Below are 13,917 nucleotides of genomic sequence, written 5' to 3' on the forward strand. Positions count from 1 at the left end.
TCGTCAATTGAAACGTTGCTCCTGCGTCGGTTCGGGTAACCCTCTTTCCAACGTGTCCATCCGACGAAACGGCCGCTTCCTCGCCGATCGGACGACCGCGGACGGGTCAATGGCCAGGACATCTCGATCTTCGGCCTGACCTGGGGCGATTCGCCCTTTCTTGAGTGTTCAACCATTGCGCGACGTGCAACTGTTGCGGCCGTCAATTCGGGAACGCATCTGTTCCTCGTGTCCTTTTGGAGTAGTAAGTGGCGAACATCGAGACTTCCCTCAAGGAAGCCATGACCATCGAAGGCGCCATCGGCGTCGCGCTCGTCGACTACACCAGCGGTCTCACGCTGGGGGTCATGGGCGGCGGCCTGAACATGGACATGAACGTCGCCGCGGCCGGCAACACCGACGTGATCCGGGCCAAGGTCCGCACCCTCGAGATGCTCGGCCTGGGCGACACCATCGAGGACATCCTGATCACCCTCGACTCGCAGTACCACCTGATCCGCCTGCTGAAGGCCCGCGGCAACGAGGCGTTCTTCCTCTACCTCGCGCTGAACAAGAGCCGCGCCAACCTGGGCCTCGCCCGGCACCAGCTCCGCAAGATCGAATCGGAGCTCGAGGTATGACGGCCGCCGACCTAGGCGTACGCGGCACCTCACAGTTGATCACCGAGGCGGTCCAGCAGTTCCGCACCCAGGTGCCGGAATGCGTCGGCGCCGGCCTGGTCGACATGTCCACCGGCATGCTCCTCGCCGCGGACACCCTCGAGAACCACCCCGGCGAGGTCCTCGACCTGATCGCGGCGGCCACGTTCGACCTGTTCCAGGGCCGCAACGTCACGATGATCGAAGAGATCTTCAAGGCCCGCTACGGCGTGCTCGACGGCCGGCACTACTTCCAAGAATTCCTGGCCCAGAGCGACTCGTACGTCCACGTGTTCCTGCGCAGCACCAATCAGGACATCGTCGCCGTCGTGGTCGCCCGCAAGACCGCGAACACCGGCATGATCCTGACCCAGGCCCGCCTGGTCATGAAGCAGCTGGACGCCGGCCTCAGCTGATGTCCGTGCCACCGCTGACGGAGGCGCTCGGCATCCCCGGCGCCCACGCGGTGTCCCTGCTCGACCCGGACGGCCCGCAGGTTCTGTGGCCACCCTTGACCGCGTGCTGGTGGCCCTGCACGACCTGTAGAACCCGGCCCCCCACCCCTGGAGAACGACGTGCAACCCTCCGATCCCTACCAGGCAGTCCGGGCCGAGCTGGCCGCGCTGCGCCACCAGGTCACCGGAGTGCGCGGCTGCGTCATCGCCGGCGTGGACGGCCTGCTGGTCCTACACGACACCGTGTCAGGCCCCGAACCCCACGACATCGCCGCGCTGGCCGCCGGCGCCCACGGCATCAGCCGCACCTGCGGGGCCGCTCTGCAACAGGGCACCTTCCAAGAGGTCACGATCCGCAACCAGGGCGGCTACCTCTCCGTATACGCGGTGGGCGAACTCGCCCTACTCGCGGTAATCGGCGACAGCGGCCTCAACATCGCCCGCCTCCACCTGGAAGCCCGCCCGGTCACCGCCCGCCTGGCTGACCTGCTCCGCATCCAAACCGTGAAATCGGGATATTTCGACTGAGAATCAGAAGACGAGAATCCAGAAGTACGAGTCCTCCAACGAGTTCGGGGCGCTCCTGGCGACCACCTGCAACACCGGGCCGTAGCGCCGGCTCCGGCCGTGGCGGGTGGTCACCCTAAAACCGATCAACCCCGGTACACGCCTCTGCCGCGTTGCGCCCCGCCCACCCACGCGCACCACCACCACCACGCGGCCCGCGACTACACGCCGGCCCACTGCCCCGCCACTACACGCCTGCCTACTACGTGCCCCACCCGACCGCACGCCCTACCACCACGCGCCCCACCCGCCCGGCACGTTGACGGACCGCGCGCTTAGATGGACCGCATGTCTTTGCCGGAAACGTCGGAACTGCGGCTCGCGGATGGGCGGGTTCTCCGCTACGGACTGCACGGCCCGAAAGACGGTCACCCGACGATCTTCCACGGCGGGACGCCGAGCAGTCGCTGGAAGCGGCCCTGGCTGATCGCCGCGATCGAGCGCAGTGAGCTGCGCGTGCTCATCTACGACCGCCCCGGCTACGGCGGCTCCACTCGCGACCCGGGCCGCGACGTCGCCGAGGCAGCGTCCGACACCGCAGCCCTGGCCGACCATCAGGGCTGGACGCGATTCGGGGTCTTCGGCGGCTCGGGCGGTGGCCCGCACGCGCTGGCCTGCGCCGCGTTGCTGGCTGACCGGGTCACGCGGTGTGCGGTGCTTTCCGGCATCAAGCCCAGCGACCCTGAGAAGCCGGCCCGCGACGAGACCGAACTGCGAGCCCGGCTGGCCGAGACCGCGGCCTCGATCATGTCCAAGGTCGAAGCGGGCGGCCCCGAGTTCCCGGGCGAGCCGGGCCCGGCCGCCCGCGACGACCCCGACGCGATGGCGCGGCTCCGGGCGACGTTCGTGGACAGCACCGACGGCTGGGTCGACGACAGCCTCGCCTTCGCCCGACCGTGGGGCTTCGACCCCTCGACGATCGCCGTTCCCGTAGGCGTCTGGCGCGGCACCGACGACGAGACCGTCCCCGCCGAGAATGCCGAGTGGCTACTCACGCACATCCCCGAAGCCGAGGGCCACGTCTACACCGGCGGCCATCTCCCCGGTCCCGAGATCTACTCCGAGATCTACGCCTGGCTTCGCGGGTGACCACCCGCCACGGCCGGAGCCGGCGCTACGGCCCGGTGTCGCAGGTGGTCGCCAGGAGCGCCCCGAACTCGTTGGAGGACTCGTACGTCAGATTTTGCGGTTGCGGTTGACCGTTGAGGCTCGGGCGACCAGCTCGGGGGTGAAGCTGAGCTGCTGGTGGCGGTGGTCGGGGTTGGTCGCCTCGTCGAGGACCAGCTGGGCGGCGGCTCGGCCCAGCTCCTGGCGGGGCTGACGGACCGAGGTCAGCGGGACGGCCGCGGCCGCGGCGAACTCGATGTCGTCGAAGCCGACTATGGCCAGGTCGTCGGGGACTCGCAGGCCGGCGCCGATGCTCTGCTGCAGCAGGCCCAGGGCCAGCAGGTCGTTGGCGCAGAAGGCGGCGGTCGGACGGCGGCGGACGGGCAGGCCGGCCAGACGTTCGCCGGCGGAGCGGCCCTCGGCGACGGTCATCGCCTCGGTGGGCAGGTAGACCAGGTCTTCGGGGTCGCGGCCGAGGGATTCCCAGATCTCGCGGGCGCCCTGCAGACGTTCGCGCACCTGGCCGATCGAGTCGGGACCGCCGATGAACGCGACCCGGGTGTGGCCCTGTTCGGCCAGGTGTTCCACGGCGATGCGGCCGCCCAGCACGTCGTCGACCGCTACCGAGCAGCAGCTGTCGGCGCCCCGGACGCGGTCGACGATCACCATCGGGACGCCGCGGCGGGTCAGTTCGTCGAGGTGGGGGGCGGCGGGGTCGACCGGGGTGATGAGGATGCCCTGCACACGCTGCTGGAGCAGGCGGTCGAGGTGCACCGCTTCGCGGGAGGAGCGGCTGTTGCTGTTGCAGATGAACAGGGACAGGTCGGCGTCCTCGGCGGCGAGCTCGATGCCCTGGGCCACGTCGTGGAAGAACGGGTTGGTGCCGTCGAGCATCACGTACGCCAGGGTGCGGCTGGTGCCGGCGCGGAGCTGGCGGGCGGACTCGTTACGGACGAAACCCAGGTCGGCCATGGCCCGCTCGACACGTTCACGGGTGCGGGTACTAACGACTTCGGGGCGGTTCATCACGTTTGACACGGTGCCCAGCGAGACGCCGGCGGCCGCGGCGACGTCCTTCACGGACGGCGTCCTGCCGTTGAGCACAGCAACCTCCTGGCGCGGATTGTTGAAACGTTGAAGTCGCATCCTACGGCACCCGCCGCAAATGCCTCGGCCTTGTTTCCACAACGTTTCTGACCAACGCTTGACAGGTGTGATTGGGGCCACCTACGTTGCTCGTACGTTCTCTGAAACATTTCAAAGATAGCCGAAAATAGCCCCAACACCCAGGACGTGGAGGTGGACCGTGGCGGAGGCAAACGCCCGGCCCGAGGACCAGCCGACGCGGCGCGACGAACAACCGGCCGAGGCCGGCGACGGGACGGCGGCCCAGCCGGCCGCCCGGTCCGGGGATCGCTCGGGCGCCCGGTCCGGGGATCGCCCGGCGCGGCTCGAGGTCCACGACGTCGCGAAGTCGTTCGGCGCGGTTGCCGCCGTGCAAGGTGTCAGCTTTCCGCTCTATCCCGGCGAGGCGCACGCGCTCGTCGGTGAGAACGGGGCCGGCAAGTCCACGATCGTGAAGATGCTGGCCGGGGTCCACCGTCCGGACACCGGAACCCTGCGGGTCGACGGCGTCGACGTGGACTTCGGCGGCCCCGGTGACGCCAAGGCCGCCGGCATCGCGGTGATCTATCAGGAGCCGACGCTCTTCCCCGATCTCTCCGTCGCCGAGAACATCGCGATGGGCAACCAGCCCCTGACCAAGCTGCGCCAACTCGACCGCAAGGCCATGAACGCCAACGCCGAGCGGCTCTTCCGCCGGCTGGGCGTGCCGCTCGACCCGGCCCGGCCGGCGCGCGGCCTCTCGATCGCCGACCAGCAACTCGTCGAGATCGCGAAGGCGCTGTCCTCCGAGGCCCGCGTGCTGATCATGGACGAGCCCACCGCGGCGCTCTCCGCGGTCGAGGTCGAGCGGCTCTTCTCGGTGGTGCGGTCGCTGCGCGACGAGGGCGCGGCGATCATGTTCATCTCGCACCGGTTCGAAGAGATCACCGCGCTGTGCGAGCGGGTCACGATCATGCGGGACGGCAAGCACGTCGCCACCGAGCTGGTCGCCGATCTCAGCGTCGACGACATGATCCGGCGCATGGTCGGCCGTGATCTGAGCGCGCTCTTCCCCAAGCAGGACGTCGATCCCGGCGAGGTCGTGCTCGAGGTCGAAGGCCTGTCCCGCGAGGGCGTCTTCAAGGACATCTCCTTCTCCGTACGGTCGGGCGAGATCGTCGCCCTGGCCGGGCTCGTCGGGGCCGGCCGTTCCGAGGTCATGCAGGCCGTGTTCGGTGTCGATCCGTACGACACGGGCACCGTGAAACTGCACGGCCGGCGCCTCAAGAAGGGCTCGCCCCGGGCCGCGATGGCGGCCGGCATGGCGCTCGTCCCCGAGGACCGCCGCCAGCAGGGCCTGGTCATGGAGCTGTCGATCGAGCGCAACGTGACCCTGCCCCGCGCCCGCAAGCTGGCCCGGCTGGGTCTGCTCTTCGGCGGCAGCGAGCGGGCCCACGCCCACACCTGGACACAGAAGCTGCAGACCAAGCTGGGCCGGCTCAGCGACGCGGTCGGCACGCTCTCGGGCGGCAACCAGCAGAAGGTCGTGCTGGCCAAGTGGCTGGCCACCGGCCCGAAGCTGCTGATCGTCGACGAGCCCACCCGCGGCATCGACGTCGGCACCAAGGCCGAGGTGCACCGGTTGATGTCGTCGCTGGCCGCCGACGGTCTCGCGGTCGTCATGGTCTCGTCGGAGCTGCCCGAGGTGCTGGGCATGGCCGACCGGGTCGTGGTGCTGCGCGAGGGCCGCGTCGCCGCCCGGTTGGAGCGCGCCGAAGCCACCGAAGAATCTGTCATGTACGCCGCGATGGGTCAGGAGGTCGCAGCGTGACCATCACATCGACGCCCACCAAGGCGCCGCTCGGCAACCCTGTAGCGCAGAAGGCCAGCGGGTTGTTCAAGCAGCGCGAGCTGGGCATCGTGCTCGCTCTCGCGCTGCTGGTCGCCTACACCGCGATCGACAACCCGCGGTTCCTCTCCGGGCAGAGCATCCGCGACAACCTGCTCAACACGGCGATCCTCGCGGTCATGGCGACCGGGCAGGCGATCGTGGTGATCACCCGGAACATCGACCTGAGCGTCGGCTCGGTGCTCGGCATCAGCGCGTTCGCCGTCGCCACCCTGATGAGCAAAAACCAGGACCTGCCGATGATCGTCGCGCTCCTCGTCGGCCTCGGTGTCGGCGCGGTCGCCGGCCTGGTCAACGGGGTACTGGTGCGTTACGGCAAGGTGCCCGCGCTGGTCGTCACCCTGGGCACGCTCTACATCTATCGCGGCATCACGTATTCGTGGGCCGGCGGCTCGCAGGTCAACGCCGACGAGCTGCCCCGGCACTTCCTGACCTTCGCGAACGACAGCATCCTCGGCATTCCGTGGCTGGTGCTGATCGCCCTGGTCGTGATCGCCGCCGGGTCGATCATGATGCGCAACTACCGGGTCGGCCGCGAGCTGTACGCGATGGGTTCCAGCCCCGCCGCCGCCGAGCTCGCCGGCATCAAGGTCGCCCGCAACCTGCTCGGCGCGTTCGTGCTCAGCGGCGCGCTGGCCGGACTGGCCGGGGTGCTCTACGCGGCCCGGTTCGGCACGGTGGACGCCGCGGCCGGCACCGGATACGAGCTGAACGTCGTGGCCGCCGTCGTGGTCGGCGGCGTGGCCGTCTTCGGCGGCAGCGGCACGGTGTGGGGCGCCGCCCTCGGCGCGCTGCTGCTCACCGTGATCGGCAGCGCCCTCGCGGTGCTGGACATCAACCAGTTCTGGCAGCAGGCCATCGTGGGCGCGCTGATCATCCTGGCGATCTGCGCCGACCGCCTGGTCGCCTTCCGCATCGCCCGTTCGCTGCGAAAGAGGGACGCGCATGTCTGACCGAGTGGCCACGCTGCGCTCGAGGCTGACCAGTTGGGACAGCATCATCGTGGTGCTCACCGTGCTCGTCCTGGTGGTCGCCTCGTTCAGCGTCGACAACTTCGGCACCAGCCGGAACTTCACGTTCATGGTCCTCGACCTGCTGCCGATCATCCTGATCGCGCTGCCGATGACGATGATCATCGTGACCGGCGAGATCGACCTGTCGGTGGCCAGCACGCTCGGGCTGACCAGCTCGATGATGGGCTGGCTGTGGAACCAGGGCCTCTCAATCGAGTCGATCATCCCGCTCTGCATCGTGATCGGCGCCGTCTGCGGCGTGGTCAACGGCTTCCTGATCACCGGCCTGGGGCTGCCCTCGCTGGCCGTCACGATCGGCACGCTGGCCCTCTATCGCGGGCTCGCGTTCGTCGTCCTCGGCGACGGCGCGGTGGCCGACTTCCCGTTCGACTACACCGGCTGGGTCACCGGCACGATCGGCGGCGGCGCGGTTCCCAACGTGCTGATCCTCATCGTCGCTCTCGCGCTGATCTTCGGGATCGTGCAGCACGCGACCCCGTTCGGCCGCTCGCTCTACGCCATCGGCGCGAACGCGCAGGCCGCGCACTTCTCCGGCATCCGGGTGGCACGCACCAAGTTCTGGCTCTACGTCGTCAGTGGTGCGGTCGCCGGCCTGGTCGGTGTGCTGTGGACGCTGCGCTACGCCAGTGCCCGGGCCGACAACGGCGCCGGACTCGAACTCGCCGTGGTCGCGGCCGTCCTGCTGGGCGGTGTGTCGATCTTCGGCGGAAAGGGCAGCCTGCCGGGTGTACTCGCCGGCGTCGTGCTGCTGACCGCGCTGCAGAACGCGCTGCGCCTGGAGGACGTCTCCGGCCAGGCGCTCAACATCGTCACGGGCACGCTCCTCGTGCTCTCCGTGCTGCTCCCGAACGTCACCACCGCCGTACGCGGCAATTGGCAACGCCGGAAACTTCGGCAAGCCGCGGCCACACGATAACGATCAGAGATTGGAGTACGCCGTGCTTCGCTCCTCCCGCACACTACTGTCCGTAGGCACCGCCGCACTTCTCGTCACCGGCCTGTCCGCCTGCGGTGGCACCACCAAGGACAGCGCGTCCAACAGCGGCGGCGGTGCGCAGGTCGCCGCCAGCGCCGATCCGAACGCGCAGGCCAAGGAGGGTCTGAAGATCGCCTTCCTGCCGAAGCAGCTCAACAACCCGTACTCGGATGTTGAGGTCGGCGGTGGCAAGGTCGCCGTCGGGGAACTCAAGGGCGAGTACAAGCTGGTCGGCCCGAACGACGCGTCTGCCTCGTCGCAGGTGTCCTACATCAACACCCTGATCCAGCAGCAGCAGGACGTCATCGTGGTGGCGGCGAACGACCCGAACGCGGTCTGCCCGTCGCTCAACCAGGCCCGCGCCGCGAAGATCAAGGTCATCACCTTCGACTCGGACGCCAGCAAGGACTGCCGCGACGCGTTCATCAACCAGGCCACCACGCAGGGCATCGGTGAGTCGCTGGCCAAGATGGCGCTCGAGCAGGCCGGCGGCGCCGGTGAGATCGCGGTCCTCTCGGCCACCCCGAACGCCACGAACCAGAACTCGTGGATCGACGTCATGAAGAAGGAACTGGCCAAGCCGGAGTACTCGAAGCTCAAGCTGGTCAAGGTCGCCTACGGCAACGACGACGACCAGAAGTCGTTCCAGGAGGCCCAGGGTCTGCTGCAGTCGTACCCGAACCTGAAGGCGATCGTCGCGCCGACCACGGTGGGCATCGCGGCCGCCGCGCGCTACATCAGCTCCTCCAGCTACAAGGGCAAGGTCGCGGTGACCGGTCTCGGCCTGCCGAACCAGATGCGCGAGTACGTCAAGGACGACACCGTGAAGAAGTTCGCGCTGTGGAACCCGGCCGACATCGGCTACCTCGCGGCGTACGCGGGTGCGGCGATGGCTTCGGGTCAGATCACCGGCGCCGAGGGCGAGAAGTTCAAGGCCGGCAAGCTCGGCGAGTACACGATCGGCGCCGGCGGCGAGATCGTGCTCGGCCCGCCCACCGAGTTCACCAAGGCCAACATCGACGAGTTCAACTTCTAGGTAGCAGGAACATGCGCTACTGCTTCTCCCTGCAGGTCCGCCCCGAGCGGATGGCGGAGTACGTGGAGCGGCACCAGGCCGTGTGGCCCGAGATGCAGGACGCACTTCGGGCCACCGGCTGGCGCAACTACTCGCTCTTCCTCCGCCCCGACGGACTGCTGATCGGCTACGTCGAGGCGGACGACCTCCAGACGTCCCAGGCGGCAATGGCGGCGCTGGACGTCAACACCAGGTGGCAATCGGAGATGGCGGAGTTCTTCGCCGAGGGCGGCCCGAACGACAGGTTCCCGCTGCTCACCGAGGTGTTCCACCTATCCGAGCATTCTTTGGAGACCCCATGACCGACCTCGCCGCCGTCAAGCGCGCCCTGACGGCCCAGCGCATCGAGACCCCGTCGTGGGCCTTCGGCAACTCCGGCACCCGCTTCAAGGTCTTCGCCCAGCCCGGCGTCCCTCGCACCCCCGAGGAGAAGATCGCCGACGCCGCGGTCGTCCACCGCTACACCGGCATCGCGCCGACGGTCGCCCTGCACATCCCGTGGGACAAGGTCGACGACTACGCGGCCCTCAAGTCGTTCGCGACCGACGAGGGCGTCGGCATCGGCGCGATCAACACGAACGTCTTCCAGGACGACGACTACAAGCTCGGCTCGGTCACCAACCCCGACCCCGGCGTACGCCGTAAGGCCACCGATCACCTGCTCGAGGCGATCGACATCATGGACCAGACCGGGTCGCGCGACCTGAAGCTGTGGTTCTCGGACGGCATCAACTACCCGGGGCAGGACGACCTGCGCGGCCGGCAGGACCGGTTGGCCGCGGCGCTACGCGAGGCGTACGACCGGCTCAGCGGCGACCAGCGCATCCTGCTCGAGTACAAGCTGTTCGAACCCGCCTTCTACGCCACCGACATTCCCGACTGGGGAACGTCGTACGCGCACTGCATCGAACTCGGCGAGCGGGCCACGGTCTGCATCGACACCGGCCACCACGCGCCCGGCACGAACATCGAGTTCATCGTCGCGTTCCTGCTGCGCCAGGGAAAGCTCGGCGCGTTCGACTTCAACAGCCGCTTCTATGCCGACGACGACCTGATGGCCGGTGCGGCCGACCCGTTCCAGCTCTTCCGCATCATGTACGAGATCGTCCGCGGCGACGCGCTCGACCCGGCGTACGGCATCAATTTCATGCTCGACCAGTGCCACAACATCGAGGCGAAAATCCCGGCGATCATCCGCTCGGTCATGAACATCCAGGAGGCCACCGCGAAGGCCCTGCTGGTCGACCGCGACGCCCTGGCGAAAGCCCAGTCGGCCGGCGACGTGCTCGAATCGAACGCGGTCCTGATGGACGCCTACAACACCGACGTACGCCCCCTGCTGGGCGAGGTGCGCGCCGACGCAGGCCTCGACCCCGACCCGATCGCCGCCTACCGCCGCAGCGGCTACCAGGACAAAATCATCGCCGCCCGCGTCGGAGGCACCCAGGCCGGCTGGGGCGCATAAACGCGGCTGCACCGGCTGGGGCGTCGAATCGTGGCTGTTCGACGCCTTGGCCATCCCTGAATTCAAGAATGCAGATGTCGTAGCGGGGTGGGTGGTTGCCGACCGTCGCTTCCGCCGAGGGCCCGGGCGGGCCGAGCAGGGCGCTGCGCGCCCAGAACGCTCGACCCACCCGGGCGACCTGCATAAGTGGTCACCCTCGAAAAATGAAGCTCAGCTGCCCCCGCCGCCTCCGCCGCCCCCTCCGTCGCCGCCACCTCCACCCCAGCCGCCGTCGCTCCAGCCGCCGCTGCTTCCGCCGCCGCCGTCGGAGGACGAGCTGTAGTCGTTGCCGGACGAGGGATGGTCGGTGACACCCTGGGACTGGTATCCACTGCCGGCCGCGTGACGCGCCGGCGGGACTGACGCGCTTCGCTGTGCGCGCCACGCGACTACCGCGGCCACGACGGCCACCATGACGATCAGGATGATGAACAGAACGTTCCCCATGCCGTCATTGTGTGTGGGCGGCGCCACTCCGGGTCGTGGGCGGACCTGAGGGCAGCTCGTACAGCCGCACGTCGGTCAATTCGCCGGCTTCGATGCGGCGGTCTGACCGGTCGCGACCGGCTGCCGACGTCGATCTCCCAGCTCAGCGCGAGATACCGGTAGCCTCCCTTCTGATGTTGCCGTCACGCGTTATGGGTGTGCTCGCTGAGCTGGCGCCGGCGGGGGCCGACCGTGTGCTCGATGTCAGCCGCGGCCAGCCGATCGTGTGGCTGGATGATGCGGAGCGCGCCCCGCGTGGGAAAGCCGTCGACCGCCTCGCGGCCATCGGGGCGCTGCATCGGGACGAGCGTCCGCTGCGCCGGGGCTGGGGATTTCTCGCCGGGCGGGCCGAGATCGACGGGAAGCAGCGGAAGATCCGCGTGCCGTTGCTCAGTCAGCCGGTGCAGCTCGAACGCGGGCTGCTCGGCTATCGGGTGGTGCCGGCCGGCGACGTGGAGATCACGCCGCTGATCGAGGACCGGGAGCTGGCGGCCGCGCTCGAGGCAGCGCCGGGGCTGGCCGGGCCGGGATGGCTGGCGGCCACCGGGAGCAGGGCCTGGTTGTGGTCGGCGGCCGAGGCCACGGGTCTTCCGGTCGATGCGCTGTCGGCCGGGCGAAAGGTGCCCACCGACCGGGTAGTGCTTGTTCCGGAAGCCGGACTGTTCGTGGTGCGGGATGTCTTCGGGGCCGGGCTGGCCGACAGTCTGCGCAGCTGGGCCGGGCGTGACCTCGCCGGCACCGCCCTGGCCGCGATCTATGCGGGCGGCGAGAACACCGATCGGGCGGGCAGCGGGGAAGCGGTGCTTTCGCCGCTGCCGTTGAGCGAGGCGCAGGCCGACGTGGTGGAGCGTGTGCGGACCGCTCCGATCACGGTCGTCTCGGGGCCGCCCGGGAACGGCAAGAGTCACACCGTGGTCGCCGCGGCGCTCGACGTCGTGCATCGCGGCGGTTCGGTGCTGGTCGCGACTCAGTCGCCGCACGCCGCGGAGGTGCTGGCCAAGCTGCTGGAACGCTATCCGGGCCCGGTTCCGGTGCTGTTCGGCGACGCGGCTCGGCGAGAGAGCTTGGCGGCTGAGCTGACCGCGGGCCTCGACGAGGGCGTCACCGACGGCGAGCTGCGCGCGGACGCCGAGGTTGTCCGGCGGGCCCGGGACGCGGTGCGCGATCTGCGGTCCGGCCTGATCGCGGCGCTCGACGTCGAGCAACGCGCGGCCGAGCTGGACGAATGGCAGCCACGCCTGGCCGCGCTGGCCGTCGACGTGCCGGGCGCGTTCACCGACCGGGTTGACCCCGGTGCCGCGTCTCGGAGGATCGCCGGCGGTGGTCTGGCTCGATGGTGGACGCTGCGACGGCTGCGCGCGCGACGGGGCGTACCCCTGGAAAGGGTGACCGACGCGCTTGCCGCGGCCATCGCGCAGCGGGCCGCCGCCCGCCTCGCCGCGACCGGAGGCACCGACCTGGCCTCGCAGTGGCGGGCCCTCGATGACGCCGAGGCGAGACTCGCCGCCGACGTCGGCAACGCCATGCGTCGCGCGGCCCGCAGCCGCCGGCGCTGGGACCGGGCCGGTCGCCGGGGTGCGGCCGACCTGGCCGCCGCGTTGCGGGCCGGCCGTAACCGCCGTCGCGAGCTGCTCGCCGGGTTGGCCGCCGAGCCCCTGGTGCGCGCTCTCCCGCTCTGGATCGGCACGGTGGCCGATGTCGAGGATCTGCTGCCGGCCGCCCCGGGCATGTTCGACCTGGTGGTGCTGGACGAGGCGTCCCACGTGGACCAGGTGCGCGCCGCGCCCGTGCTCGCTCGGGCCCGGCGGGCGCTGGTCGTCGGCGATCCGCGTCAGCTGCGGTTCGTGTCGTTCGTCAGCGACGTCGACGTGGCCGAGGTGCTCTCCCGGCACGGCGCGGACGAGCGGCTCGACGTACGCCGGGTGAGCGCCTACGACCTCGCCGCCGGTGCCGCCCCGGTGACCTGGCTGGCCGAGCACCACCGCAGCCTGCCGCACCTGATCGGGTTCTCGGCGCGGCGCTTCTACGGCGGGCGGCTCGACGTGCTCACCCGCACCCCGGCCGGCGAGCGCACCGACGCGATCGACATCGTGCGGGCGCCCGACGAGGTCGCCGCCGTCCTGAAGATCGTCGAGGAGGAGGCGGCCGCCGGCACCCGTCGCATCGGGGTGATCTCGCCGTTCCGTCCGCAGGCCGACGCCCTGGAAGCGGCCCTGGTCGACGCCTACCCGGTCGAGCGGATCGAGGAACTGGGCCTGCGGACCGGGACCGTGCACGCCTTTCAGGGCAGCGAGGCCGAGGTCGTGATCGTCTCGCTGGGCCTGATGCCCGGGGATCCGCCGGCCCGCCGCCGCTTCGTCGCCGACCCGAACCTGTTCAACGTGATGGTCACCCGGGCCCGCCGGAAGCTCGTGGTGGTGACCGCCCTCCAAGCCGGTGAGGCCGACGGGCTGATCGGTGACTTCTTCCGGTACGCCTCTGTCCTGCCCGACCTGTCCGCCGAGGGGGAACCGGCGACGGGCTGGGCCGGCGAACTGGCCGCCGAGCTGACGCGCCTCGACGTGATCGTCCGCCCCGCGTACGCGGTGGGCCGCTGGACGATCGACCTGTGCGTCGGCCCGCCGGCGAACCCGCTCGGGGTCCTCTGCGGTCCGCACCCGGATGGCGCCGACGCCCATCTGGCCCGCCAGCGCGTTCTGACTCGGGCCGGCTGGCGTCTGGCTGACGGCTTCGCCAGCCGCTGGTCCGGGGACCCTCGGCGGGCGGCCCTCGAACTCGTGAACACACTGTGACGAGGGAAGCGCTTTCCAGCCAAATTGGCTGACTTGCCGTTTTTCGTGATCTGCGCCGGAACCGGTTCCGAGATCTCTGTTATCCGGTCGTTGTCCCTGGTGGAACCGTTTCCGTGTTTCGAGCGCAAGCACCTCACGGTTCCGGAACCATGTTCATCTATGGACAGCTGATGAACGCGTCCCTAGCGTCGGTCGCGGGGGAGCGCTCTCCCTCGTCTTGAGGAGAGTCCTTCCCGAGGGCGCAAGAGTCCCCCTTGCGCATCCCCGCCC

Annotated in this window: 13 protein-coding genes; 11 read left to right on the forward strand and 2 right to left on the reverse strand. The window is 69.6% G+C overall.

What is annotated here, in order from left to right:
* Nucleotides 1-248: 248 nt before the first annotated feature.
* The 4 genes from EER30_RS09525 (at nucleotide 249) to EER30_RS09540 (ending at nucleotide 2,749) form a co-directional block, all read left to right on the forward strand.
* On the forward strand, nucleotides 249-620 hold the full coding sequence (locus EER30_RS09525) for a hypothetical protein (protein WP_127499953.1): 372 nt from the start codon (nucleotides 249-251) through the stop codon (nucleotides 618-620).
* On the forward strand, nucleotides 617-1,054 hold the full coding sequence (locus EER30_RS09530; RefSeq protein ID WP_127499954.1) for a hypothetical protein: 438 nt from the start codon (nucleotides 617-619) through the stop codon (nucleotides 1,052-1,054). Before EER30_RS09525 ends, EER30_RS09530 begins: the two co-directional genes overlap by 4 nt.
* Before the next feature lie 159 nt (nucleotides 1,055-1,213).
* Nucleotides 1,214-1,621 carry a roadblock/LC7 domain-containing protein gene (locus EER30_RS09535; RefSeq protein WP_127499955.1) on the forward strand — a complete coding sequence of 136 codons (408 nt, stop codon included), beginning with the start codon at nucleotides 1,214-1,216 and terminating at the stop codon, nucleotides 1,619-1,621.
* Between the two features lie 327 nt (nucleotides 1,622-1,948).
* Complete coding sequence (locus EER30_RS09540; protein WP_127499956.1) at nucleotides 1,949-2,749, forward strand: alpha/beta fold hydrolase; 801 nt, start codon at nucleotides 1,949-1,951, stop codon at nucleotides 2,747-2,749.
* A gap of 87 nt (nucleotides 2,750-2,836) precedes the next feature.
* Here the strand turns inward: EER30_RS09540 and EER30_RS09545 are convergent, their stop codons facing one another.
* Complete coding sequence (locus EER30_RS09545; protein ID WP_127499957.1) at nucleotides 2,837-3,913, reverse strand: LacI family DNA-binding transcriptional regulator; 1,077 nt, start codon at nucleotides 3,911-3,913, stop codon at nucleotides 2,837-2,839.
* A 160-nt stretch (nucleotides 3,914-4,073) separates the two neighbouring features.
* On the opposite strand from EER30_RS09545, the gene EER30_RS09550 reads away from it, so the two are divergent.
* From EER30_RS09550 to rhaI, 6 genes are read left to right on the forward strand one after another with little or no spacing between them, the layout of a single operon-like run.
* Entirely contained in the window at nucleotides 4,074-5,702 is a 1,629-nt protein-coding gene (locus EER30_RS09550; protein ID WP_240669916.1) for a sugar ABC transporter ATP-binding protein, read from the forward strand.
* A complete protein-coding gene (locus EER30_RS09555; RefSeq protein WP_127499958.1) occupies nucleotides 5,699-6,733 on the forward strand; it encodes an ABC transporter permease in 1,035 nt (344 codons plus the stop codon). Before EER30_RS09550 ends, EER30_RS09555 begins: the two co-directional genes overlap by 4 nt.
* Nucleotides 6,726-7,730, forward strand: coding sequence for an ABC transporter permease (locus EER30_RS09560; protein WP_127499959.1), 1,005 nt, complete (start codon nucleotides 6,726-6,728; stop codon nucleotides 7,728-7,730). Before EER30_RS09555 ends, EER30_RS09560 begins: the two co-directional genes overlap by 8 nt.
* Before the next feature lie 22 nt (nucleotides 7,731-7,752).
* Entirely contained in the window at nucleotides 7,753-8,826 is a 1,074-nt protein-coding gene (rhaS, locus tag EER30_RS09565; protein WP_127499960.1) for a rhamnose ABC transporter substrate-binding protein, read from the forward strand.
* 11 nt (nucleotides 8,827-8,837) lie between these two features.
* Nucleotides 8,838-9,167, forward strand: a complete 330-nt coding sequence (locus EER30_RS09570; RefSeq protein WP_127499961.1) for an L-rhamnose mutarotase — start codon at nucleotides 8,838-8,840, stop codon at nucleotides 9,165-9,167.
* On the forward strand, nucleotides 9,164-10,330 hold the full coding sequence (rhaI, locus tag EER30_RS09575) for an L-rhamnose isomerase (RefSeq protein ID WP_127499962.1): 1,167 nt from the start codon (nucleotides 9,164-9,166) through the stop codon (nucleotides 10,328-10,330). Before EER30_RS09570 ends, rhaI begins: the two co-directional genes overlap by 4 nt.
* 210 nt (nucleotides 10,331-10,540) lie before the next feature.
* On the opposite strand, the gene EER30_RS46970 is transcribed toward rhaI, so the two are convergent.
* Entirely contained in the window at nucleotides 10,541-10,816 is a 276-nt protein-coding gene (locus tag EER30_RS46970) for a hypothetical protein (RefSeq protein ID WP_164842269.1), read from the reverse strand.
* Nucleotides 10,817-10,989: 173 nt separating this feature from the next.
* Here EER30_RS46970 and EER30_RS09585 point away from each other — a divergent pair, with 173 nt between their 5' ends.
* Nucleotides 10,990-13,647: an AAA domain-containing protein gene (locus tag EER30_RS09585; RefSeq protein WP_127499963.1), complete on the forward strand. Its 2,658-nt coding sequence runs from the start codon at nucleotides 10,990-10,992 to the stop codon at nucleotides 13,645-13,647.
* The last annotated feature ends 270 nt before the right edge of the window (nucleotides 13,648-13,917 follow it).

It is taken from the genome of Actinoplanes solisilvae (genome assembly GCF_003999975.1).
Lineage (GTDB): Bacteria > Actinomycetota > Actinomycetes > Mycobacteriales > Micromonosporaceae > Actinoplanes > Actinoplanes solisilvae.

Coding starts and splice junctions, on each gene's coding strand:
- EER30_RS09530 (WP_127499954.1), top strand. CDS start 617: ATGACGGCCGCCGACCTAGGCGTACGCGGCACCTCACAGTTGATCACC.
- EER30_RS09540 (WP_127499956.1), top strand. CDS start 1,949: ATGTCTTTGCCGGAAACGTCGGAACTGCGGCTCGCGGATGGGCGGGTT.
- EER30_RS09545 (WP_127499957.1), bottom strand. CDS start 3,913: ATGCGACTTCAACGTTTCAACAATCCGCGCCAGGAGGTTGCTGTGCTC.
- EER30_RS09560 (WP_127499959.1), top strand. CDS start 6,726: ATGTCTGACCGAGTGGCCACGCTGCGCTCGAGGCTGACCAGTTGGGAC.
- EER30_RS09570 (WP_127499961.1), top strand. CDS start 8,838: ATGCGCTACTGCTTCTCCCTGCAGGTCCGCCCCGAGCGGATGGCGGAG.
- rhaI (WP_127499962.1), top strand. CDS start 9,164: ATGACCGACCTCGCCGCCGTCAAGCGCGCCCTGACGGCCCAGCGCATC.
- EER30_RS46970 (WP_164842269.1), bottom strand. CDS start 10,816: ATGGGGAACGTTCTGTTCATCATCCTGATCGTCATGGTGGCCGTCGTG.
- EER30_RS09585 (WP_127499963.1), top strand. CDS start 10,990: ATGTTGCCGTCACGCGTTATGGGTGTGCTCGCTGAGCTGGCGCCGGCG.